Source organism: Nonomuraea sp. SBT364 (assembly GCF_001083785.1).
GTDB lineage: Bacteria > Actinomycetota > Actinomycetes > Streptosporangiales > Streptosporangiaceae > Nonomuraea.
Genome location: NZ_LAVL01000025.1, coordinates 52,147 through 74,471, shown reverse-complemented (window position 1 = coordinate 74,471; position 22,325 = coordinate 52,147). Strand labels below are relative to the sequence as shown.

Annotated in this window: 23 protein-coding genes and 1 tRNA gene; 14 read left to right on the top strand and 10 right to left on the bottom strand. The window is 72.1% G+C overall.

The genetic code is table 11. The features are described 5' to 3' along the window. The first annotated feature begins 160 nt into the window (after positions 1-160). Entirely contained in the window at positions 161-541 is a 381-nt protein-coding gene (locus tag ADY59_RS15000) for a hypothetical protein (RefSeq protein WP_049562551.1), read from the top strand. Here ADY59_RS15000 and ADY59_RS14995 read toward each other — a convergent pair. Together ADY59_RS14995 and ADY59_RS14990 are read right to left on the bottom strand one after the other, a co-directional pair. Then, entirely contained in the window at positions 517-1,011 is a 495-nt protein-coding gene (locus ADY59_RS14995) for a DUF523 domain-containing protein (protein ID WP_049562550.1), read from the bottom strand. The genes ADY59_RS15000 and ADY59_RS14995 overlap by 25 nt on opposite strands. After that, the gene (locus ADY59_RS14990; protein WP_049562548.1) at positions 981-2,324 is read right to left on the bottom strand and encodes a DHA2 family efflux MFS transporter permease subunit; all 1,344 of its coding nucleotides are present in this window, start codon (positions 2,322-2,324) and stop codon (positions 981-983) included. The genes ADY59_RS14995 and ADY59_RS14990 overlap by 31 nt, the downstream gene beginning before the upstream one ends. Before the next feature lie 53 nt (positions 2,325-2,377). On the opposite strand from ADY59_RS14990, the gene ADY59_RS14985 reads away from it, so the two are divergent. The 8 genes from ADY59_RS14985 (at position 2,378) to ADY59_RS14950 (ending at position 7,482) form a co-directional block, all read left to right on the top strand. Then, positions 2,378-3,067, top strand: a complete 690-nt coding sequence (locus ADY59_RS14985; protein WP_049562547.1) for a TetR/AcrR family transcriptional regulator — start codon at positions 2,378-2,380, stop codon at positions 3,065-3,067. 11 nt (positions 3,068-3,078) lie between these two features. Then, the gene (locus ADY59_RS14980; RefSeq protein WP_049562545.1) at positions 3,079-3,441 is read left to right on the top strand and encodes a hypothetical protein; all 363 of its coding nucleotides are present in this window, start codon (positions 3,079-3,081) and stop codon (positions 3,439-3,441) included. Then, a complete protein-coding gene (locus ADY59_RS14975) occupies positions 3,438-3,818 on the top strand; it encodes a hypothetical protein (protein ID WP_049562544.1) in 381 nt (126 codons plus the stop codon). The genes ADY59_RS14980 and ADY59_RS14975 overlap by 4 nt, the downstream gene beginning before the upstream one ends. Before the next feature lie 31 nt (positions 3,819-3,849). Beyond that, positions 3,850-4,461, top strand: a complete 612-nt coding sequence (locus ADY59_RS14970; protein ID WP_049562542.1) for an SRPBCC family protein — start codon at positions 3,850-3,852, stop codon at positions 4,459-4,461. A 135-nt stretch (positions 4,462-4,596) separates the two neighbouring features. Continuing rightward, positions 4,597-5,817, top strand: coding sequence for a CynX/NimT family MFS transporter (locus tag ADY59_RS14965; RefSeq protein WP_049562540.1), 1,221 nt, complete (start codon positions 4,597-4,599; stop codon positions 5,815-5,817). After that, positions 5,814-6,662, top strand: a complete 849-nt coding sequence (locus ADY59_RS14960) for a metal-dependent hydrolase (RefSeq protein ID WP_049562539.1) — start codon at positions 5,814-5,816, stop codon at positions 6,660-6,662. The genes ADY59_RS14965 and ADY59_RS14960 overlap by 4 nt, the downstream gene beginning before the upstream one ends. Positions 6,663-6,731: 69 nt before the next feature. Then, a complete protein-coding gene (locus ADY59_RS14955; RefSeq protein ID WP_049562537.1) occupies positions 6,732-6,947 on the top strand; it encodes a hypothetical protein in 216 nt (71 codons plus the stop codon). Positions 6,948-6,951: 4 nt separating this feature from the next. Then, entirely contained in the window at positions 6,952-7,482 is a 531-nt protein-coding gene (locus tag ADY59_RS14950) for a Clp protease N-terminal domain-containing protein (RefSeq protein ID WP_049562536.1), read from the top strand. Here ADY59_RS14950 and sigJ read toward each other — a convergent pair. Further along, positions 7,473-8,366, bottom strand: coding sequence for an RNA polymerase sigma factor SigJ (gene sigJ / locus ADY59_RS14945; protein ID WP_049562534.1), 894 nt, complete (start codon positions 8,364-8,366; stop codon positions 7,473-7,475). The genes ADY59_RS14950 and sigJ overlap by 10 nt on opposite strands. A 78-nt stretch (positions 8,367-8,444) precedes the next feature. Between sigJ and ADY59_RS14940 the strand changes: the two genes are divergently transcribed. Then, a tRNA-Ala gene (locus ADY59_RS14940) sits at positions 8,445-8,517 on the top strand. 42 nt (positions 8,518-8,559) lie between these two features. On the opposite strand, the gene ADY59_RS14935 is transcribed toward ADY59_RS14940, so the two are convergent. Further along, the gene (locus ADY59_RS14935) at positions 8,560-9,057 is read right to left on the bottom strand and encodes an AAA family ATPase (RefSeq protein ID WP_049562533.1); all 498 of its coding nucleotides are present in this window, start codon (positions 9,055-9,057) and stop codon (positions 8,560-8,562) included. Positions 9,058-9,096: 39 nt separating this feature from the next. Here ADY59_RS14935 and ADY59_RS14930 point away from each other — a divergent pair, with 39 nt between their 5' ends. Continuing rightward, complete coding sequence (locus ADY59_RS14930; protein WP_049562531.1) at positions 9,097-9,786, top strand: response regulator transcription factor; 690 nt, start codon at positions 9,097-9,099, stop codon at positions 9,784-9,786. Next, the gene (locus tag ADY59_RS14925; RefSeq protein WP_049562529.1) at positions 9,783-11,162 is read left to right on the top strand and encodes a sensor histidine kinase; all 1,380 of its coding nucleotides are present in this window, start codon (positions 9,783-9,785) and stop codon (positions 11,160-11,162) included. The genes ADY59_RS14930 and ADY59_RS14925 overlap by 4 nt, the downstream gene beginning before the upstream one ends. Positions 11,163-11,166: 4 nt before the next feature. Here the strand turns inward: ADY59_RS14925 and ADY59_RS14920 are convergent, their stop codons facing one another. The 6 genes from ADY59_RS14920 to ADY59_RS14895 all read right to left on the bottom strand — a co-directional run bounded on the left by ADY59_RS14920 (position 11,167) and on the right by ADY59_RS14895 (position 20,232). Beyond that, on the bottom strand, positions 11,167-11,370 hold the full coding sequence (locus tag ADY59_RS14920; protein WP_049562527.1) for a DUF4236 domain-containing protein: 204 nt from the start codon (positions 11,368-11,370) through the stop codon (positions 11,167-11,169). A 68-nt stretch (positions 11,371-11,438) separates the two neighbouring features. Beyond that, positions 11,439-15,434, bottom strand: a complete 3,996-nt coding sequence (locus ADY59_RS14915) for an Ig-like domain-containing protein (RefSeq protein WP_053174766.1) — start codon at positions 15,432-15,434, stop codon at positions 11,439-11,441. Between the two features lie 17 nt (positions 15,435-15,451). Further along, positions 15,452-17,299, bottom strand: coding sequence for a glycoside hydrolase family 127 protein (locus tag ADY59_RS14910; RefSeq protein ID WP_049562525.1), 1,848 nt, complete (start codon positions 17,297-17,299; stop codon positions 15,452-15,454). 4 nt (positions 17,300-17,303) lie between these two features. Beyond that, complete coding sequence (locus tag ADY59_RS14905) at positions 17,304-18,068, bottom strand: carbohydrate ABC transporter permease (protein ID WP_049562524.1); 765 nt, start codon at positions 18,066-18,068, stop codon at positions 17,304-17,306. Next, positions 18,065-18,979 (bottom strand): carbohydrate ABC transporter permease, encoded by a 915-nt coding sequence (locus tag ADY59_RS14900; protein ID WP_049562522.1) that lies wholly within the window; start codon positions 18,977-18,979, stop codon positions 18,065-18,067. Before ADY59_RS14900 ends, ADY59_RS14905 begins: the two co-directional genes overlap by 4 nt. After that, entirely contained in the window at positions 18,976-20,232 is a 1,257-nt protein-coding gene (locus ADY59_RS14895) for an ABC transporter substrate-binding protein (protein ID WP_049562521.1), read from the bottom strand. The genes ADY59_RS14900 and ADY59_RS14895 overlap by 4 nt, the downstream gene beginning before the upstream one ends. 152 nt (positions 20,233-20,384) lie before the next feature. Between ADY59_RS14895 and ADY59_RS14890 the strand changes: the two genes are divergently transcribed. Together ADY59_RS14890 and ADY59_RS14885 are read left to right on the top strand one after the other, a co-directional pair. After that, the gene (locus ADY59_RS14890; protein ID WP_231618722.1) at positions 20,385-21,359 is read left to right on the top strand and encodes a LacI family DNA-binding transcriptional regulator; all 975 of its coding nucleotides are present in this window, start codon (positions 20,385-20,387) and stop codon (positions 21,357-21,359) included. A gap of 63 nt (positions 21,360-21,422) precedes the next feature. Continuing rightward, positions 21,423-22,289 carry an SAM-dependent methyltransferase gene (locus ADY59_RS14885; protein WP_231618721.1) on the top strand — a complete coding sequence of 289 codons (867 nt, stop codon included), beginning with the start codon at positions 21,423-21,425 and terminating at the stop codon, positions 22,287-22,289. Positions 22,290-22,325 lie beyond the last annotated feature (36 nt).

Genomic DNA, 22,325 nt, shown 5'->3' with positions numbered 1-22,325 from the left:
GCCCGGGCCCCTACCTGTATGGACTCCCGTGGTGGGCGGAAGGTTTCCGGGAAGAGGACTTTCTGATTTCCCGATCCCCGCGGGCTACCCCGAGGGGTGTATCCGGCCCCCAGCCTCAGGGAGGATTCGGCGCCCGCGCGCGGATGGCAGCGTTGGGGGCATGGACGCGTTGCGGACGGCGCTGGGCGCCGCATGCCTGGTGTACGGGGTGGTCTTCGGCGTGGCCGCACTGCTGCACGCCGGGGTCGTGGTGGTGCCGCCGGGTCAGCCCGTGAACGTCTGGGCCGCGATCGTGGAGACGCTCTGCGCCGGAGCGATGTTCGCCGGCGGCCACGGCGCGCTGACCCGGCGCCGATGGGCGTGGGACGGGCTCATCTACGCGCACGCCGCCGCGCTGTCGGGGGTGCTGCTGGGCATCCTGGCCGTCGCGCTCGGCCCGGGCGAGTCGACGGCGCTGCTCGACTGGTATCACCGCTCGGCCGCCGTGCTGCTCGCGCTCGGCCTGGGCGGCGCCTTCTACGTCTCCAGGGTGCGCAGGTAGCCGGCCGCCTCGGCGACCTGGTCCTCGGTGAAGACCCTGATGCCGTGCTCCTCCAGCAGCGCCGTGGTCACGCCCCGGCCGGCGACCCGGTGCCCGGCGAAGGTGCCGTCGTAGATCGCCAGCGCGCCGCAGGACGGGCTGCCCTCCTTGAGCACCGCCAGCCGCGCCCCGGCGTCGCGCGCCGCCGCCAGCGCGGCCCGCGCGCCGGCCACGAACTCCGCGGTGACGTCGGAGCCGTCGGCGGCGAGCACCCGGGCCGTCCCGGCCAGCACCGCCGCGCCGCCCGCGCCGCCCTCGATCTCGGCGGCCGGGCGCGGGATCGCCAGCCCGCCCTCGACCTCCGGGCAGAACGGGACCAGCCGCCCCTCCCGCCACCAGGCGGCCAGCCGCTCGTCCGAGCTGGTCTTGGCGCCGCCGTCGTAGCGCACCCGCCGGCCCATCAGGCACGCGCTGACCAGGATCCTCTCCACGCCTTCGATCCTATGAGCGCGATCGGGGCGAGCGAGACCGCGGCCAGCGCCAGCACGCACCCGAAGGCCCAGGTGAACGGCTGTGCCGCGCCCGCCCGGCCGAACACCTGCACCAGCACGGCCACCAGCGCGACCCCCACCGGCGAGGCCACCCGTACCGCGATGGTGCTGAGCGTGGTCGCTGCCGGGATCGCGGCGCGGTCCAGCGTCCGGAACGCGGCCGCCATCACCGACGGCGACACCAGCCCGTGCCCGAGCCCCAGCACGAGCACCGGCAGCGCGCCGCCGAACGCCGCGAAGCCGGCGATCCCCGCCACCACCAGCACCACCCCGGCAGCGGCGACCCCGCGCGGGCCGCGGCTGTCGGTGAGCTTGCCCGCGATCGGCATGGTGATCGCCGCGCCCACCCCCAACGGCGCAAGCAGCAGCCCCGCGTCGAGCGCGCTGCCGCCCTGGGCGAGCTGGCTGCGCAGCGGGATGAGCACGGTCACGCCGAACGCGGCCGCCGAATAGCAGGACAGGGCCGCCACCGCCGACGCGAACGAGCGGTCGCCGAACAGCCGCAGGTCCACCGGTGTCCCCGGCATTCGCAGCGCCCGCACCACGAACCCCGCCATCAGCGCCGCCCCGATCCACAGCGCCGGATGCGCGGGCGAGGCACCGTCGCCGACCTCCGACAGGCCGTAGACCAGCGCCGCCAGCCCCGGGGACAGCAGGGCCAGGCCGATCGCGTCCAGCCCGCGCGCCCCGGCGGGCTCGTCGCGGGGCAGGAGCAGCACCGCCGCCAGCAGCGCGGCCGCGCAGACGGGCAGGTTGACCAGGAACAGCCAGCGCCAGCCGGGACCGTCGAGGAGGACGCCGCCGAGCACCGGCTCCACCACGGGCGCCAGCATCGCCGGGACGGAGATCAGCGCCATCGCCCGGCCCATCCGCTCGCGGCCCGCCGCCCCGGCGAGCATCGCCTGCCCGACCGGGAGCAGCAGTCCGCCGCCGAGGCCCTGCACCGCGCGGAAGGCCACCAGGCCGCCGACCGACCAGGCGGCCGCGCTGAGCGCCGACCCGGCGCCGAACAGCAGAAGGGAGACCAGCCACACCTTCCTGGCGCCGAACCGGCCGACCGCCCAGCCGGAGACGGGCACGGTCACCACCAGGGCCAGCAGGTAGCCGGTCGCCACCCACTGCGTGTCGGCCAGGCTCGCGCCGAACTCGCCGGCCAGGGGCGCGAGCGCCACGTTGACGATCGTCGTGTCGAGCATCGTCATGACGACGCCGAGCAGCACCACCAGCCCGGTCGTCCGTACATCGTATCGCATACCGTACAGCGTATCACTTCCGTACACTGTAGCGGCTGGCTTAGGATGGGCCCGTGAGTTCTGTCTGGTCGCGCCCCGCGCCGCAGCGGCGCCCCGCGCTGACCCGGGAGGCGATCGTGGCCGCCGCGGTCGCGCTCGCCGACGCCGAAGGGCTGGCCGCGGTCTCCATCCGCCGCGTCGCCGCCGAGCTCGGCGCGCGTGCGATGAGCCTCTACACCTACATCGAGCGCAAGGAGGACCTGCTCGCGCTCATGCTCGACGAGATCGCAGCCGAGCTCGACACCGGCGAGCCGCTGCCCGGCGACTGGCGGGAGGCGCTGCTCCAGCTGGCCAGGGGCGAGCGCGAGCTGGTGCGCCGCCACCCCTGGCGGGTCGAGCTGATCTCCCAGCACGTCGCCGTCGGTCCCAACGGGCTGCGGCACGTCGAGCGCAGGCTTTCGGCGTTCGACGGGCTCGGCCTGGACCGGCTGCAGGCCTGGCGCGCGATGGCGGCGGTCGTCGACTACGTGACCGGCTTCGTCGTCCGCGAGAGCGCCGAGCGCGGCCGCCCCCGCGCCGAGGGCATCAGCGACGCCGAGCGCGCCGCCCTCGCCGAGCCGTACATCCGCGAGCTCGTCGCCGGGGGTGAGTTCCCGAGGCTCGCCCCCATGATCGAGCAGGGCGTGCGCGGCGCCGACGACAACTTCGAGCGCGGCCTCGGCTGGGTGCTGGACGGAATCGAGGGCGACCTGCCCGGGCGATAGCCTTGCCCCCGATGAACACCACCGTCGCCACGATCGTCATCGCCGGCTCGCTGCTGCTCGCGCTGGCGAGCCTGATCACCGCCGTCCGTGACCGGCCCATGGGCATGGTCCTGCTGGTCGGCTTCGCCGTCCTCGAAGTGGCCGTGCTCGTGCACCTGGGCATCGTGATCGCGGCGGTGGCCGGCGGGGCGGGGCCGGGCGACAAGGTCACGCTCTTCGGCTACCTCGGTGGCATGGTGCTCATCCCGCCGGCCGGGGTGTTCCTGGCGCTGGCCGAGCGCAGCCGGTGGGGGCCGGCGATCCTGGTCGTGGCCGGGTTCGCGATCGCGGTGATGACCGGGCGGCTGCTGCAGATCTGGCAGGGCGTCGCATGAGCCCCGCCCCGATCGGCGCGGGGCCCGGCCGCGCGCTGGTCGCCCTGTACGGGCTGTTCGCGCTGGCCGCGGGCGCGCGGGCCGGCGTGCAGATCGCCACCCGGTTCGGCGAGGCGCCGCTGGCCTACTCGCTGTCGGCGTTCGCCGCCCTCGTCTACCTGCTGCTCACCGTCGCCCTGCTGCGCGGCGCCCGGCGGCTCGCGCTGGCCGCGCTGGGCGTGGAACTGGCCGGGGTGCTCGTCATCGGCGCGGCCAGCCTGCTCGACCCGGCCGCCTTCCCCGACGCCACCGTCTGGTCCGGTTTCGGCAGGGGCTACCTGTACATTCCGCTGGTGTTGCCCCTGGTCGGCCTCTACTGGCTGCTGCGCAGGCGTTAGCCGCCCGTCTCGGCGGGCAGCAACGAGACCCATGAGTACGATCGAACACTCCGTAGACGTCAACGTTCCCGTCAGGGTCGCCTACGACCAGTGGACCCAGTTCGAGAGCTTCCCCGAGTTCATGGAGGGCGTCGAAGCCATCAAACAGCTCACCGACACGCGCACGCACTGGATCACCGAGATCGCGGGCGTCAAGCGCGAGTTCGAGGCCGAGATCACGGAGCAGCACCCGGACGAGCGCATCGCCTGGCGGTCGATCGACAAGCCGAGCCAGTCCGGCGTGGTCACCTTCCACCGGCTCGACGCCGACACGACCAGGGTCAAGCTCCAGATGGAGTACGACCCGCAGGGGTTCGTGGAGACCGCCGGAGACTGGCTGCAGATCGTCAAGCTCCGGATCCGCGGCGACATGGAACGCTTCAAGACGTTCATCGAGTCGCGCGGCGGAGAGACCGGCGCCTGGCGCGGCGACGTGCCCGGCCCGCACCAGCACGGCTCCAGCCTCGGCACGGGCGACCGGCCGATGCCGCCCGGCACGGTCGGCGGCGACCACTATCCGCCGGACAGCCCTCCGCTCCCGCCTCCCGGTCCGCTGGGCGGCACCCGCGACGATCCCCCGCAGGGACCGCGACCGGTCCTGTAGGCAACCGAAAGCCCCCGGCTTGACCGGGGGCTTTGCCGTGTCCGGGAATAGATGTACTTTTGGGGGCTGTTAGCATGGTGATTCATCCCATGATTTGATGAGTGGAGATTTGATGAGTGGAGGACCAGACCCGGCATGACTGTGCTCGCCCCCGAGTCCAGAGGCAGAACCAACTCCCTCGCCTGGCTCCTCGTGCTGGGAATCGTCCTCGCGGCCCTCAACCTGCGTACCGCCGTCACCAGTGTCGGCCCGCTGCTCGACCAGCTCTCCACCGGCCTCGGCATGACCAGCGTCGGCACCGGCCTGCTCACCACGCTGCCCGTGCTGGCCTTCGCCACGGTCGGCGCGATCACGCCCACGCTGGCCCGCCGCGTCGGCGAGCACCGGCTGCTGCTGCTCGCGCTCGTCACCCTCGGCGTGGGCATGCTGATCAGGTCGCTCGTGGGCTCCGCCCCGGTCTTCCTGCTGAGCAGCGCCGTGGCGCTCTCCGGCGGCGCCGTCGGCAACGTGCTCATCCCGTCGCTGATCAAGCGCCACTTCCCGGCCCGCACCGGGGTCATGACCACCGTCTACACCACCGCGCTGGCCGCGGGCACCATGCTCGCCGCCGCGGCCACCGTGCCGATCGAGCGCGCCTCCGGCGACTGGCACGTCGCGCTCGGCGTGTGGGCCGCGTTCGCCGCCGTCGCCGCCATCCCGTGGCTGGCGCTGCTGCGCAGCGAGCCGGAGCGCGCCACCGGCGGGGCCGGCGCCGGCCTGCGCAGCATGGCCAGGAGCAAACTGGCCTGGACCATCGCCGTCTACTTCGGCACCCAGTCGATGATCGCCTACATCATGTTCGGCTGGCTCGCCACCATCCTCACCGACAGCGGCTACACCACCGGGCAGGCCGGGATGATGCTCGGCGTGTTCACCGCGCTGAACATCCCCGTCTCCGTCCTGGTCCCCGTCGTCGCCTCGCGCTTCCGTGACCAGCGGCCGGTCGTGATCGGGCTGGTCGTCGCCTACGCCATCGGCTTCCTCGGGCTGTGGTTCGCGCCCGCCTCGACCGCGATGGTCTGGGTGGTGTTCGTGGCGATCGGCATGGGCTCCTTCCCGCTCGCGCTCACCATGCTGGCGCTGCGCACCCGCACGTCGGAGACCACCGGCGCGCTGTCGGCGTTCGGGCAGAGCGTCGGCTACCTCATCTCCGGCGCCGGCCCGCTGCTCGTCGGGGTGCTCCGCGAGACCGGCGGGGGCTGGGCGCTGCCGTACACGATGATCCTGGGCGTGCTCGTCGTCCAGCTGGTGAGCGGCCTGTACGCGGGGCGCAACCGGTATCTGGAGGACGAGCGCTCTGCCAGGATGACGGTGTGAATTCGACAGTAGTCACCTTCCCGCACGGTCATGTCAGTGGCCGTTCCACGATCGTCGGGGCCGTGCCGGTGGGGGAGCGGCACGGCCTCGTCACGACCGAGACGCCCTTCCACCCGCTGGACCACACCTGGCCCGACCAGCCCGCCGACCGGGGGACCCTCGGCGGGCTGGTCGTCGTGGACTGCGTGACCGGCGCGCTCTCCGCCGGCGGCGAGGTCTTCCTCGGGCCGGACATCCCGGTGCGGCGCGGCACGGCGGGCTGGGAGTGGCTGGTCGTGCACGTGACCGAGGAGCCGGTGGCGCTCGGCGCCGAGGTGGACCTGGTGGCCGACGCCGCGCACCGGGCCGGGCTCTCGGCCGGGCACACCGCCTGCCACCTGGCCGCGCTCGCGCTCAACGCCGCGCTGGCCGGGCGGTGGCGCAAGGACGTCGCCGCCGACGGGCTCGGGCACCCCGACTTCGACCAGAGCGCCATCACCTCCTCGCGGATCACCCCGTACGGCAGCGTGGACGTCTACCGGCTGGGCAAGTCGCTGCGCAAGAAGGGGTTCACCGCCGAAGGGCTGGACACCGATCAGGTGGCGGCCGAGGCGAACGAACGGCTCAAGGGCTGGGTGGCCTCCGGTGCGCCGGTGCGGCTCGACGTGCCGGGGCCGGAGCTCACCGCCCGCCGGACCTGGCACTGCGCGCTGCCCGAAGGGGAGGCGTCGATCCCGTGCGGCGGCACGCACGTGCGCTCAGCCGCCGACCTGGGCGAGGTCACGGTCGAGCTGGCCCTGGGGGAGCAGGAGCTCACCATGCACACCACTGTGCACACCACTGTGCATACCACTGTGCGGGCCTGATCGGGCGCGGCCGGCTCCGACTGTCAGCACGTGTTGACAAGCGGGTGCTTGTCAGCGCATGCTGACGCCATGAGAGTCACCGAACTCGCCGAGGCGGCGGGTGATCGCGACCCCGGCACCGGCCTCGCCGCCGTCGCCGCGCTCCGGGTCCTGCTGGAGGAGCTGGAGGCCGTGCACGTGTCCAACGCCCGCGCCCAGGGCTGGTCCTGGGAGCAGGTGGCCGACGCGCTCGGCGTCAAGCGGCAGTCCGCCCATCGCAAGCACGCCCGCCGGATCGGGAGGTAACCGGATGCTGACGAGGTTCACCGACGGCGCGCGCCGCACCGTGATCAGGGCCGGCACGCTCGCCCTCGACGCGGGCCGGCCCGTCCTCGACACCGGCCTGCTGCTGCTGGCACTGGCCGAGATCCGGCCCTTCGCCCTCGGGTCCTTCACCGCCACCCCCGAGGCCGTCCGCGAGCACGTCGACACCGGCGACGCCCGCGCGCTGCTGGCCACGCTCGGCATCGACCTGGCCGAGGTGCACCGCCGCACCCGCGCCGGCGCCGACCGGCCCGAGCTGTGGCGGCTGCGCCGCACGCCCCTCAGGCCGCTGCGCGTGATGCTGTACGGGCCGCTCGGCGCCATCCCGCTGGCCATGCACGCCCGCAAGGCCGTCGAGGTGGCCCAGTGGAGGCCCGGCCCGGTCACCGGGGAACGGCTGCTGTGGGGCCTGCTCGCCGACGGCGCGAACGGAGCCGGCCGCATCCTGCACGCCACCGGCGTCGACCTGCCCCGCCTGGTCGACGAGGCCGGCATCCCGCGAGCCGCTCACGCCTGAGCGGTCAGGCGGGTCAGCTTGTCCGGGTTGGCGATCAGGTAGATCGTGTCGATCTTCCCGTCCACGACGACGAGGGACGCCACGCTCACCACGCGTCCCGCCGCCCGGATCACCGCCGCCGGGCCGCCGTTCACCTCCACGACGCCGAAGGAGAGCTCCGTGTCCGAGGCCACGCCGACGGACGCCAGGAACCGGGAGATCGCCTCCTGCGAGGCGATCGACACCAGCCAGCGGGAGACGTGGTCCGGGCCCGTCATGACACGCAGCGGCGCCCTGGCCTTGCCGCCGCTGTCGGTGACCAGCGTGACCCCGGCCGACAGCAGCTCGATCAGCGCCTCCAGATCGCCGTTCGCCGAAGCGCCGAGGAACCGCTCGGTGATCCGGCGGCGAGCCGCCCGGTCCGCCTCGAACCGCGGCCGCCCGTCCCGCACGTGATCGCGCGCCCGCTTGGCCAGCTGCCGGGTCGCCGCCTCACCCCGGCCGATCACCTCGGCGATCTCCCCGAACGGCAGGTCGAACGCCTCCCTGAGGACGAACACGGCCCGCTCCAGCGGCGACAGCGTCTCCAGCAGCACCAGCAGCGCCAGCTCGACGCTGTCGGCCAGCTCGGCGTGCTCGGCCACGTCCGGCGCCGTCCCGACGGGCTCCGGCAGCCACGGCCCCACATAGGACTCCCGCCGCGACTTCGCCCACCGCAGCCGGTCGATCGCCAGCCTCGACGTGACCCTCACCAGGTACGCCTTCGGGTCGGCGATCTCGCTTTCGTCCACTCCGGACCAGCGCAGCCACGCCTCCTGGACGACGTCCTCGGCGTCGGCCATGCTGCCCACGATCCGGTAGGCGACCCCGGTCAGCAGGCGGCGATGCTCTTCGAAGGCAGACATGGAACCATAGACGTATCACGGCCACCGGCGTGTGACACGGGGGTGCCGAGATTCCGATACACTGGCGACGCATCGCAAGGGGCTATGGCGCAGTTGGTAGCGCGCCTCCATGGCATGGAGGAGGTCTGGGGTTCGAATCCCCATAGCTCCACCCGAAACAGCTGAGGGCCTTGGGGATCGTTCCCCGGGGCCCTCACTGCTTGCCCGCCGCCGCGTCGAAGAGGGCCAGTTCCGCCGCGTCGGGCGCCTGGAAGATCCTCGACCACCGCTCGATCATGTCGCCCGTGATCGGGGCCGCGCGCCACGTCTCCTCCCGGTTGCGGATCTCCAGGCGGCGGCGGAGCTCGTCCAGCGGCACGGCCAGATGGCGAAGCTCCACGGCCGCGCCGAGGCCCCGGGCGGCGAGCCGCAGTTCGTCACGCTCGTCACGCGCCCAGAAGCCGAACTCCAGGATCACCGTCTGGCCCAGCCTCACCAGGTCCAGCGCGTGCTGCCGGAACAGCGCCTCCAGCCGGGCCCTGGGCTCCTCCTCGTGCAGGCCGACGCCCAGTGCGGCCAGCCACTCGTCGGGGCACAGCCGGACCGCGGGGATCTCCTCGGCCAGCCGTCCGGCCAGGGTGGTCTTCCCGGAGCCAGGCAGTCCGCAGAGCAGGATCAGTCTTCCGGACGCCGAGGTGAAGGGGACGGTCATTCTCAGGAGCCTTTCACGCTGCGCCTGTAGAACGGGCACATGAACGCGTCCACCAAGGTGCTCGTCGTCGATGACGAGCCGGGCATTCGCGACCTGCTGTCCGAGGCGCTGCGGCTGAACGGGTTCGCGGTGCGGACGGCCTGCGGCGGGATACGGGCGCTGGAGGAGGTGGCGCGGTATCGGCCGGACATCGTGCTGCTCGACGTGATGCTGCCCGACGTCGACGGGTTCGAGGTGGCGCGCAGGCTGCGGGAGACGCCGGGGTGCCCGCTGCTGCTGTTCCTGACCGCGAAGGACGCCGTGGCCGATCGGATCGAGGGGCTGACGGCGGGCGGCGACGACTACGTGACGAAGCCGTTCAGCCTGGAGGAGGTGGTGCTGCGGATCAGGGCCATCCTGCGCCGGGTGGCGCCGCCCGGCCTGGACGACGGTGTGTTGCGTTACGCGGACCTGGAGCTGGACGAGGAGGCGCACTCGGTGCGGCGGGCGGGGCGGCGGATCCACCTGTCGCCGACGGAGTTCAGCCTGCTGCGTTACCTGATGATCAACGCGGAGCGGGTGGTCAGCAAGGCGCAGATCCTGGACCGGGTGTGGGACTACGAGTTCGACGGCGACAGCCGGGTGGTGGAGTCGTACATCAGCTATCTGCGCCGCAAGATCGACGTCGACGGGCCGCCGCTGATCCACACGTTGCGGGGCGTCGGCTACCGGCTGCAGGATCCGTCGTGAGCGGCTGGCCGTTGCGGCGCCGGTTGCTGGCGGCGCTGGTGGGGCTGTCGGCGGCGGCGCTGGCGGTGTTCGCGGTGGCGGGGGTGCTGCTGCTGGACCGGTCGCTGCAGGCGCGGGTCGACAGCCGGCTGACCGAGATCGCGGCGACTCTCGCGACGCGGCCGCCGCCTCCGCCCCCGCCGCCGGGCCGGGACGGCGTGGAGCTGCCGACGGATTTCCGCGTCGCCTTCTACGGAGCCGGCGGCGGGCTGGTGCGTGACGTGCCGGCCGCGCCGGACGACGGGCCGGCCGTCCCCGCCGAGGTGATCAGGCAGGCGCCGGCCGAGCCCGTCACGGTGGCGGGCAAGGGCGGCACGGGCCAGTGGCGGGCGCTGGTGGTGCGGCTGCCCGGCGGCGGCCGGGCGGCGGTGTCGATGTCGCTGGAGCCGAACCGCTCCACCGTGCGCCAGCTCCTGCTCATCGAGGTGACGGCGGGGGTGCTGGTCCTGCTGCTGCTGGCCGCGGTGGCGCTGATGGTGGTACGGCTCGGGCTGCGGCCGCTGACGCGCATGGAGCGTACCGCCGATGCGATCGCGGCGGGGGAGATCGAACGGCGGGTGGCCGACGACGACCCCCGTACCGAGCTGGGACGGCTCGGCCGGGCGCTGAACACGATGCTGGAGCGGCTGGCCCGCGCGCTGCGTGAGCGGGAGCGCTCAGAGCGGCGGCTGCGCCGGTTCGTCGCGGACGCCTCGCACGAGCTGCGGACGCCGCTCACCTCGATCAGGGGGTTCGCCGAGCTGTACCACCACGGCGAGAAGGACCGCGACCCGCAGGCCGAGCGGCTGCTGCGGCGCATCGAGGCCGAGGCGGAGCGGATGGGCGTACTGGTGGAGGACCTGCTGCTGCTCGCGCGGCTGGACCGGGAGCCGGGCCTGGAGCGCTCGACCGTCGACCTGCGGGTGCTGGCGGGCGACGTGGTGCACGCGGCGCACGCCCGCGACCGGGGGCGGCCGATCCGGCTGGCCGTCTCCGACGGGCCGATGTTCGCGGTGGGCGACGAGCACCGGCTGCACCAGGTGATCGCGAACCTGGTGGGCAACGCGATGACGCACACCGGCCCCGGCACGGCCGTCCACGTGACGGTCGGCCGGGAGGGCGGGCAGGCGGTGGTGGAGGTGCGCGACGAGGGGCCGGGGATCGACCCGGAGCACCTGCCGCACGTGTTCGACCGGTTCTACCGGGCCGACCCGAACCGCTCGCGCGGCAACGGCGGCACCGGGCTCGGCCTGGCCATCGCCGCCGCGCTCGCCGAGGCGCACGGCGGCCGGATCGAGGTGTCGAGCACGCCGGGGGAGGGGACGGCCTTCCGCGTCGTGCTGCCGGCGGCGGGCTGAGCGCTCAGTAGTGGCGGTAGTGGCGGCGCTTGCCGAAGGACTTGCTCACGTGGAAGCCGCCCGGCAGGCGCACGGTGACGTGGCGGCGCCCGTCGGGGCCCGACGAGACGCGGAAGCGGCGGTTGCCGAAGCTGTGACCGACGCCGTGCCGCGACAGGTTGACCCGGAACGGTCCTAGCTTGATCGACTTTCGGTAGTGCCAGCCCACTGCCCCTCCTCCGGAGTCCGCATCGTTCATCTGGGAAAACGATCGGAGCCCGGAGGAGGTTCCCGGGGTCAGGTGACTGTCACCGTCGCCCTGGCGGGGATCGTGGTGCCCGGCACCGTGCCGGTCACCGTGAAGGTGCCCGGCTCCGCGTACCGGCCGGGATCGATCGCCTCCCAGGTGACGGCGACGGAGCTGTCCTTGGAGCCGTCGTTGTAGGTCGCCACGACCGTCGCGGGCAGCGACGGAGCCGTGCCCGCCCGGGTCGTGACCGTCTCCTCGGCGATCGAGGTGACCGTCACGGCGGCGGTGGTCCTGACGTGCACCGTGGCGCTCGCCCGCGCCGTGACGCCCTCGGCGAGCCCGGCGACGGTGAAGCTGGTGCCGCCCTGCTCCACCTGGTCAGGGGTGACCTGCTGCCAGACGACCGGCGCCCGGCCCCGGACGCCGTCCGCGTACAGGGTCTCGACCGTGTCCGGCAGGCGCGGCAGCGTGCCGGCCACCGTCGGCACGTGCACCGGCCGCACCGCGTCCGGCGGCACCGCGTACGCCTTCCACTCCAGGATGCCGACCGACGCGCCGCCGGACTGGAGCTCCACCCGGAGCCTGGCCGTGGTGACCGTGTCGAAGGAGACCTCGTTGTAGGCGTCGGCCGCCGCCGGGTAGGACGCGACGCCGGTGACGTCGGCGAAGGAGTCGCCGTCCCACGCCTGGATCTTCCACGACGCCGGGACGCGGACGCCGCCGCCGTCGTCGAAGAAGTACAGGCCGGCCTTGTTCACCCGCACCGGCGACGGCCACGCCAGCTCCACCCACTGGGTGCCCTGCTGCGGCCAGGTGCCCCAGCGCGGGTTGGCGCCGTCGTTGGAGCGCGGCGGGTCGATGCCGTCGTTGACCGCCGTGACCTTCTCCCACGGCGAGGTGTAGGAGGCGGCAGGCGTGGCGTACGGGGCCACGTTCACCTGGGAGCCGGGGGCGGTGGCGGTCACCGTGACCGTGCCCGACGTCTGTTTCGCGCCGTCGGAGGCGGTCAGCGTGAGCTCGTACACCCCCGGTTCGGTGAACGACACGACCGTGCCCGGCGACGACGGGTCGGTGAAGAACGTCTCGCCGGGGCCCCGCGCGGTCCACCGGGCGGTGAGCGTGCCCGACGGCAGCCCGTCGTCCTTGACCACGCCGTTCAGCCTGGCCTGGCCGGGCCGGTCGAACGCCGGGTCCTCGGTGGCCAGCACGTACGGGGCCCGGTTGCCGGCCGACGGGGCGCGCTCGCCGGACGCGTACGCCTGGATCTCCTTCAGCCCGCTCGTCAGCCCCGGCCGGTGGGTCACCAGCACCCGCAGGCCGCTCGTCGCGACGGCGGGGAAGCGGACGGTGTTGAGGTTGGCGCGCGGGTAGGCGGGCTCCTTCGCCTGGCGGGGCACGTCCTTCCAGGCGTCGCCGTCGCGGTACTGGACGCGGTAGAAGGCGGGCTCGCCGTGCTCCTTGCGGTCGTTGGCGAAGTACAGGCGGACCAGGTCGACCTTCCGGGTGCCGCCGAGGTCCGCCTCCAGCCAGTCCTCGGCCCGGCCGGAGCCCTTGGCGCTCCAGTACGGCTCGTTGACGGTGAAGCCGTCGGCCGCCCCCGCCGGGTCGCCGTGCGAGGCGGTGACGGACGCGACCAGGTTCGGGCCGGGCGCGTCCAGGTCGGCGCCGGCCTTCTGGAACAGGTCGGTGACCCGCTCGCCGGTGAGCTCGACCTCGGCGGGCGCCCTGACCTTGCCGCGCTCGGCGTGGAGCACGGTGCCGCCCTCGACCTCGCCGGTGCGCGGGTCCCAGACCGCGTGGTCCAGGCCCGACAGGGTGACCTTGCGCTTGCCGTCGACGAGGATCGAGTAGCCCTCCGGCACGCCCTCGTAGTGGGTGACGCCGTCGCCGGGCTCGTCCCAGACGATCGTCAGGTCGCTGCCCCGGTAGTCGACGCCGTTGACGGTGAAGTGGTCCCAGCCGATGTCGACCGGCCACAGCTCCACCTTGCCGTCGGAGCGGGGCCGCAGGCCCATGGCGTCCTCGATGACCGTCCAGTTGCTGCTGCCGAGGATCGTGTGGTGGATCCAGGAGCGGTAGTCGATGGTCTTGGCCCGCGGGTTCCAGTTCGCCCAGAACTCGTTGGCGTCCGGGTAGCGGGTGTCGCCGCCGACGAACTGCGACCAGGCGTTCCAGTACAGGAGCTGCTTGTACTGCTCGGCCGTGATGTGCGGGGAGGCGTACTGGCGCATCGCCTTGGAGAACAGGGCGAAGTTCCGGGTGGAGTTGATCTGGGAGAAGTTGTTCGACCCGGGCTTGCCCTGCGCGGCGGCCTCGGCCTTGTCCTTCTGGTTGGCGGTGTACGCCGGGAAGATCGGATATTCCGCAGGATCAGCCCACAAGCGGAGCGCTTCGCGATATTTCGGCTCATCGGTGGGGACGAGACCCGTGGCGTACGGGATGTAGTTGTTCGACTCCTTCCACGGGATCAGGTTGCCCGTCTGCAGGTCGCGGTGCTTGAACAGGCCGGCCTCCTCGTCCCACAGCAGGGTCAGGATGCCGTTCTTCACCTTGTCCGCCACGCCGCGCATCTCGGCGGCCTTGGCCGCGTCGCCGCTCAGCTCGTAGGCCTGCGCCGCCGCCATCGCGTTGGCGTAGACGTAGGCGCCCTCCAGCCGCTCGTTGGCCCGGTCGTAGTAGTGGAACGACACCGCGTCGGCGTCGTTGCCGGTCATCGCCTCCCAGTCGTACTCGATGACGCCGTTGCCGTTGGAGTCGTAGGCGTCGAGCTGGCCGTAGACGTCCTTCTCGGCGTAGCGGGCCAGGTTGCGCAGGATCGCCGGCTGCCCGCCGTGGATCTGGTAGCTCTCCAGAGCGGCGGCCGAGATGTACTGGGTGTAGCTGTTCGACCAGTTCTCCGGGTCGCCCGGGTTATCCGTATATTTCGAGTTTCGCGAGACCTCGCCTGCCGACACCCACGGCCCGTACGAGTAGATCGGGTCGCGCAGGTACTTGAGATCCTGCACGAACATCGGCACCGTCAGCACGATCGCGTTGTTGTAGCCGAGCGCCCCCTCCACCGACGTGGGGAACTGGAAGTCACTCCCCGGGATGTCGGCGTCCAGGAAGTTGAACCGCATCAGCCACCAGCGGTAGTAGACGAACTTCTTGATGTTCTCGTCCGGCACGTCGATGTAGGGCAGGTTCTCCGCCCACCAGGCGTTGTAGTCCTGAAGGTGCCGGTTGAGCGCCTTGGCCGCCGACCGCCCCTTGTAGCCGTCGTACTCCTTGCGCGAATCCGGCAGCTCCTCGGTCACGAACCCGAGCTGCGCCTTGGTGCGCACGGTCTGCCCCGGTTCGATGGACAGCGTGCCCTTGAGCTCGCCGCCGGCGACCTTCAGGCCGTCGCCGCTGAGCCTGGGGAAGATCGTGGTCAGCTTGTTCCTGGCCGTGACCACGCCCGTCAGCTCCTGGTCCCCGTCGGCCGTCCTGGCGTACGGGGAGGTCACGGTGACGGGGACGGCGCGCCGGGCGGTCCCGGTGTTGGTCACCGCGAGCGTGGTGACGGCCACGTTCTCCTGGGTGATGAACTTCTTGACGGTCACGGCCAGGCCGTCGCCGGTGTACGCGCCGATCCAGTGGCTGGGCATCTGCAGCCGCTCGCCGACGTCCTCGGTGAGCTCGGCGCCCAGCGAGATCGTGTACGCGTCACGGTCGTCGATGCTCTCCCAGTACGCGACACGGCCGCCGAAGCCGAGCTCGGCCGGGTCGTGCTCCTTCATGAACACCGCCCGGCCACGCGACATCAGCCACGTCCCCGCCGGGTCGTCGCCGGGCCGGGCCAGCATGCGGTCGATCCAGTACGAGTCGCCGCCTTTCTCCTTGCGGTAGATCTCCTTCATCATCCTGCGGGGATGGTAGGAGACGGGTTCGTCGGGCACCGGGTCCGCGCCGGTGAAGACGGGCAGGCCGAGCTGGTCGGCGGCGGCGACGGCAGGGGGCGGGGCGGTCAGGAGGGCGCCCGTCACCACCAGGGCGGCGAGGCATGACAGGGGTTTGCGCACAGCGATCTCCGGGGGTGCTATTCGGCGGCGGGAAGCCAGACGCGCATGGTGGCGGGGCCGCGGTTGCCCCACCGGTGGTAGGGGATGAGCCGCAGCGGCGCGCGGGTGCCGCCGCCGCTCTCGCGTTCCGTCGTGTACGGCCAGGCGTCGTAGTCGCCGGGCGGGCTGTGGACGGCCTCGATCTCCAGCTCGACAGCGCCGCCCGTGCCGCCCGTGCCGTCTGTGTGGTGCTCGACCGGCGGGGCGTCCGTCACGGCTGACACGTCGGCCAGCGGGGGTTCGTCGCCCACGGACTCGGCGCAGTAGACCAGCGGGCCGCGCTCCACGGCGACGCACCCGCGCAGCGCGTCGGCGCGTCGGCCGGGATAGGTCCATCTCGGCGTCATGGGCAGGTCGAGGCGGATCTCGTCGCCGGGCCGCCACCGCCGCTCGATCGAGGCGTACCCGGGCTCGACCGGCCGGGACTCCCGGGAGGCGGCCGTCCCCGGCGCGGGCTCGTACGACAGGGTGGCCCCGGCGGCCCAGGAGGGGACGCGGAGGGAGACGCCACCCGCCCCCGCCTCCAGGACGCGGACGCGGACCTCGCCCGACCACGGGTAGGCGGTCTCGACCCGCAGGGCCAGATCGCCGTGGCGGATGTCGGCGGGGGTGTGATGGTGGATCTGGACCCCGGCGGACGACGAGGTGGCCAGATAGGCAGCGACCGAGGCCAGGGTGCGGGCGATGTTGTTGGGGCAGCACGACACGTCGAACCAGGGCGAGCGCAGCCCGCCCTCGGCCGCGTGGTTGACCCCGTCCAGCGGCTGCGCCGGCACCCGCACCTGCAGCGGGTTGGCGTAGAAGAACGACCGCCCGTCCAGCGCGACCCCGGTGGCGAGCATGTTGTACAGGGTCCGCTCGGCCAGGTCGGCGTAGCGGGCGTCGCCGGTGGCGAGCAGCAGCCGGTGCGACAGCATGATCGAGGCGATGCTCGCGCAGGTCTCGTTGTAGGCCCGGTCCGGCGGCAGCTCGTGGTCCTCGCCGTACGACTCGTCGGCGTGCCGGGAGCCCATGCCGCCGGTCAGGTGGGTGCGCCGGGCGACGGTGCGCTCCCACTGGGACTCGACGGCCTTCAGCAGCTCCTCGTCGCCGGTCTCGACGGCCACGTCGACCACCCCGGAGGCCAGGTAGAGCGCGCGGACGACGTGCCCGCGGAACACCTGCGCCTGCCTGACCGGCAGATCGTCCTGGTAGTAGGCGCGGCCGAAGGGGATGTCGGCGAGCGCGGGCAGGCCGCGCCGCTCGACGAAGCGGCGCGCCATCTCCAGGTAGCGCTCGGCCCCGGTGGCCCGGTAGAGCTCGACCAGCGCCATCTCGATCACGGGATGCCCGCACGTCTCGGCGCCGTCCATGAAGCGGCGGCACACGTGGTCGGCGGCCCTGATCGCGACCCGGGTGAGCTGGTCCTCGCCGTGCATGCGCAGCCGGGCGACCCCGGCCTGGATGAGGTGGCCGTAGCAGTAGAGCTCGTGCCCCCACTCGAAGTCGGTGTAGCGGCTGCCGGACCAGCGGGTGTTGAGGTAGCCGTCGCCCTCCTGGGCCTGGGCCACGGTCTCGGCCAGCGCCGGCAGGTCCGGGTGCTCGGCCCAGGCCATGGCCTCCAGCAGCTTGTAGATCTCCGAGTCGCTGAACTCGCGTCCCCGGCGGGGCCGCTCGCCGCGGAAGTTGCCGATCCAGCCTTCGCGCTCCTCCCATTCGCGGCAGTGGGCGATGGTGACCTCACGGTTCAGCGCGACCCGGTCGCCCCAGAAGCCGGGGAGCAGCCGTACCGCGTCGAGGCCGAGGGGGGACAGCACGCCGGAGGAGGGCAGGACAGGGTTAGCCACGCGATCAGCCACGCAATGCTCCCGACATGAAGCCGCGCACGTAGTGGCGCTGCAGGACGATGAAGAGGATGAGACAGGGGATGGCCATGACCATGACGCCGGCCTGGAGCATGCCGTAGTCGATCGCGCCGAAGGTGCCCTGCGTCATGCTGACCACGGCCACCGGCAGGGTGAACGAGGAGCCGTCGTTGAGCAGGATGAGCGGCGCGAAGAAGTCGTTCCAGGAGGCGAGGAAGGCGAACAGCCCCACCGTGACCAGCGCGGGACGTACGGCGTGCAGAAGGATGCGGGAGAACGCCCGGAACGTCCCGCAGCCGTCGACCAGCGCCGCCTCCTCCAGCTCGCGCGGGATGCCCTCGAACGCGTTGCGCATCATGAACAGCGCGAACGGCAGCTGGAACATCACGAACACCAGCGACAGCCCGACCAGCGAGTTCTGCAGCCCGAGATAGCCGAGCAGCACGTAGAGCGGGATGAGGATGGTCGCGTACGGCACCATGAGGATCGCCAGGGTGGCCAGGAACAGCAGGTTCTTGCCCGGGAAGTCGAAGCGGGCGAAGGCGTAGCCGCCGAGCGCCGACACGACGAGCGTGCCGCCGACGGTCAGGGCGGAGACGAGCACGCTGTTGGCCGCGTACGTGCCGACGCCCTCACCGTAGCTCGCCATCTCCAGGTAGTTGGACGGGTCCTCCAGCGAGGCGTAACCGCTCCACACCAGCGGGAACAGGAACAGCACCGCCAGTGCGCCGAGCGTGAGATGCCGGCTCACCGCAGCCTCCTCATCATCAGCGTGTTCAGGCCGACCAGGCCCACGAGCAGCACGACCGACAGCGCGGCGGCGCCGCCGAGGTCGAAGCGGAAGAACGCGTCCCGGTAGACGACCATGACCATCGACACCGTGCTGTTGTCCGGGCCGCCGTTGGTGAAGATGAAGAACTGGTCGAAGGCCAGCAGCGAGCCGGTGACGCTGAGGATCAGCATCAGCGCCAGCGTGGGCCGCAGCAGCGGCAGCGTGATCCTGGTGAAGATCTGCCACCGGTTCGCGCCGTCGCTCCTGGCCGCCTCGTACACCTCGACCGGGATGGCCTGCAGGCCGGTCAGCAGGATGAGCATGTTGAACCCGGCGAACCGCCAGAGCACCAGCATGATCGTCGAGAACAGCGCCATGTTCGGCGTGCCGATCCACTTCACCGGCTCGCTGGTGATGCCGAGCGCCTGCAGCATCGGGTCGACGGGGCCGAAGTCCGGGTTCAGCATCCCGTAGAACAGCAGCGCCGCCGCCGCGAAGCCGACCGCGCCCGGCAGGAAGAACGCGGTGCGGAAGAAGCCGACGCCCGGACGGCGCTCCTGCACCAGCAGCGCCAGGCCGAGCGCCACCGCCGACAGCAGCACGGTGGTGATCGCGGTGTACTTCAGCGTGAAGAGCACCGCGTCCACGAACAGCGGATTGCTCGCGATCTTCGTGTAGTTGTCCGGCGCGTTGAACGCCGCCGGGCCGAGCAGCGGCCAGCGGTTCAGCGACATCCAGCCGACCAGCACCAGCGGCGCGAGGAACAGCACGCCGACGATGACCGCCGTCGGCGCCGCGTACAGCCAGCCCTGGGCCTTGCGGCCGCGCCATCGGGCAGGTGGCGCCCCGCGCGCCGCCTGCCGTCCGGACTTGGTGATCGTCAAGGTCATTGCTGCAGCGACTTCGTGATCTGGGCGTTCAGCTCGCCGACCTTCGCGGCGTCACCGAACACCGCCTCGCGGGCCAGCCGCAGCCACGGCCCCTGCGGGTCGTTGTAGGTCTGGCCGAAACGCAGCGCGTACGGGGTCTGGCCCTTGGCCACCAGCGAGTTGATCAGCACCACGCGCGGGTCCTCGGCGGAGTACTTGTTCTCGGCCAGGTCGGTGCGCGCGAGCACGTCCTTGTTCTTGGCCATGACCTCGACCTGCGCCTCGTCCGACACCGTCCAGGACAGGAACTCCCAGGCGGCGTCCGCGTTCTTCGTGGTGGCCGAGACGCCGACCGAGTCGCCGCCCACGAACGTGGACTCGCCGCCGTCGGGGCCGGCGATGGGCGCGACGCCGATCTTCATGTCCGCCGGCATGAGGCCGAGCGTGGTCGAGGGCATCGGCATCACGCCGATCTCGCCCTTGGGGAAGAAGCCGGTCCACGTCGGGCCCTGCTCCTCCTTGGCCGTCGGCCCGGTGACGCCCTTGTCGTAGAGGCCGCGCCAGATGGCGAACACGTCGGTCATCGCCTTCTGGTCGTTGAGCGAGGTGGTGCCCTGCTCGTCCATCACCTGGCCGCCGGCCGCCCAGACCGAGGGCCAGAAGGTGAAGACGTAACATCCGCCGCAGTTGCCGCCGAAGAACGTGCCGTGGACCTTGCCGTCTTTCCCGAGCTTCTCGTCGATCGCGGTCGCGTGCTCGGCGAGCTCCTTGAGCGTCTTGGGGCCCTGCTCGGGGTCCAGCCCGGCCTTCTCGTACAGGTCCTTGTTCCAGAACCAGACCGACAGGTCGAGCGTGTGCGGCAGCGTGTACTGCCGGCCGTCCAGCGTGCCGAGCCTCATGTGCGAGGGCGCGAGGCTGTCCTTGTACGGCAGCGTGGCGATCCGGTCGGTGACGTCCAGGTACAGGCCCTGGGAGGTGTAGTTCGGCACGAAGATGACGTCGGCCGCGAACAGGTCGGGCAGTTGCTTGGCCCCGGCCGCGGCCGCGATGCGTGGCTGGTAGTTGTCCGTCGGGATGACGGTCAGCTTCACCTGGTTCTTGTGGCTCTTGTTGTAGGCCTCCACCAGCCGCTCGCTCTGCGCCTGGGTGGCCGCGCGGGTCCACATGGTGATGGTGACCGGTCCTTCGGCGGGTTCCTGCGCGCCACCGCCGCCGCCGCACGCTGCTGTGAGCGTTAACAGAGCGAGGGTCGCGATCCCGGCCAGTCGTCTCATGATGACTCCTTCGGTCCCCCGTTGGACTTAAAGGTTTTCGGAAACGTAAAAGAAACATGGCACCATGTCAATGGGTGTTAGGGTCTCGGCTAGGTGGCAAGTGACTGAAAAGGGTTTCGAACATGGCGGTTAGGCGGGCGACCATCAGTGACGTGGCCTCTCTGGCGGGGGTGTCGATCGCCACGGCGTCCAAGGCTCTCAACGGGCGCCAGGATGTGCGCGCCTCGACCCGGCAGCGGGTCCTGGCGGCCGCCGAGGAGCTCGCGTTCCAGCCGAACGCGCTGGCCAGGGGCCTGCTGTCGGGGCAGACGCGCACGGTGGGGCTGCTCACCTCCGACCTGGAGGGCCGCTTCGGCATCCCGGTGCTGATGGGCGCGGAGGACGCGTTCGGCGCGGGGGAGATGGCCGTGCTGCTGTGCGACGCGCGCGGCGACGCGATCCGGGAGCAGCACCATCTGCGGGCGCTGCTGTCGCGCCGGGTGGACGGGCTGATCGTGGTGGGGGAGAGCACCGACCCCCGGCCGTCGGTCAGCAAGGACCTGCCGGTGCCGGTCGTCTACGCCTACGGGCCGTCGGACGACCCGGCGGACGTGTCGTTCGTGCCCGACGACGTGGGCGGGGCGACGCTGGCCGTGCAGCACCTGCTGGCGCTCGGGCGGCGGCGGATCGCGCACGTCACCGGGCCCGCCGACTACCGGGCGGCGCGCGACCGGGCCGAGGGGCTCGGCGCGGCGCTGGCCTCGGCCGGTCTTCCGCAGGCGGGCGAGACCCTGTGGGGCACCTGGTCGCAGCGGTGGGGGCGGCACGCGGCCGAGATGCTGCTGACCGCCGGGCCGGAGTTCGACGCGGTGTTCTGCGGCAGCGACCAGATCGCCGCCGGGTTCGTGGAGGCGGCCCGCGAACTGGGCCGGCGGGTGCCCGACGACCTCGCGGTGGTCGGCTACGACAACTGGGAGGTGCTGGCCGCCGAGACCCGCCCGCCGCTGACCACCGTCGACCCGGACCTCGAACGGCTCGGCCGCACGGCCGCGCAGCACCTGTTCGCGGCCATCGACGGGAAGGCCACGCCGGGGGTCCACAAGATGGCCTGCCGCCTCGTCATCCGGGACTCGACCGCACGCATGTGACCGGATGGGGTGATCGCCGGATGAAAGTTTCAGCTCGATCTGCGGACCGAAGCCGTGATCGCTATGCTCCAACCCCATCCGACGCCGACCGACGAGGTGACCATGGGCGAGGGAACCCCGAAGTGGACGCACCAGGACCCGGACTATCTGCCCCCGGAGATCGACGCGAGCAGACCCAGCATCGCCCGGGTCTATGACGCCTTCCTCGGCGGCAAGGACAACTTCGCGGTCGACCGGGCCATCGCCACCGAGGGGATGAAACACTTCCCCGACGGCGGCGAGGGCGCCCGGCAGAACCGCGCGATGCTCTTCCGGGGCGTGCAGTACATGACCGAGCAGGGCATCGACCAGTTCCTCGACATCGGCTCCGGCCTGCCGACGATGGACAACACCCACTCCGTCGCCCAGCGGGTCAACCCGCGCGCGAAGGTCGTCTACGTCGACAACGACCCCATCGTGCTCGCCCATGCCCGCGCGATCCTGCAGACCAACGACAACACCCGGGTCATCACCGCGGACATGCGCGAACCCGAGGTGATCTTCAACCATCCGCAGGTCGCGGGCTTCCTCGACTTCTCCCGGCCGATCGGCCTGCTGCTGGTGGCCGTGGTGCACCACCTGGGCGACGACGAGGGGCCGGAGGAACTGGTCGGCACCTACAAGGCGAAGCTGGCGCCGGGCAGCTACATGCAGCTGACGCACTTCTGCTCGTGCGCGCCGGAGGTGCGGGCGCTGGAAGGCGTCCTGCTCACGATGCTGGGCACCGGGCGGGCCCGGGACCTGGGCGAGATCGTGCGCTTCTTCGACGGCCTGGAGCCGGTCGAGCCCGGCGTGGTGCACCTGCCCCAGTGGCGGCCGGAGCGGCCCGTCGAACTGCCCCTCGGCCTGGGCGGCGTCTGCATCGCCGGCGGCGTGGCCCGCAAGCCCTGACGCCGGCCCGCCGCCGACCGTGACCCGGACGGCGGC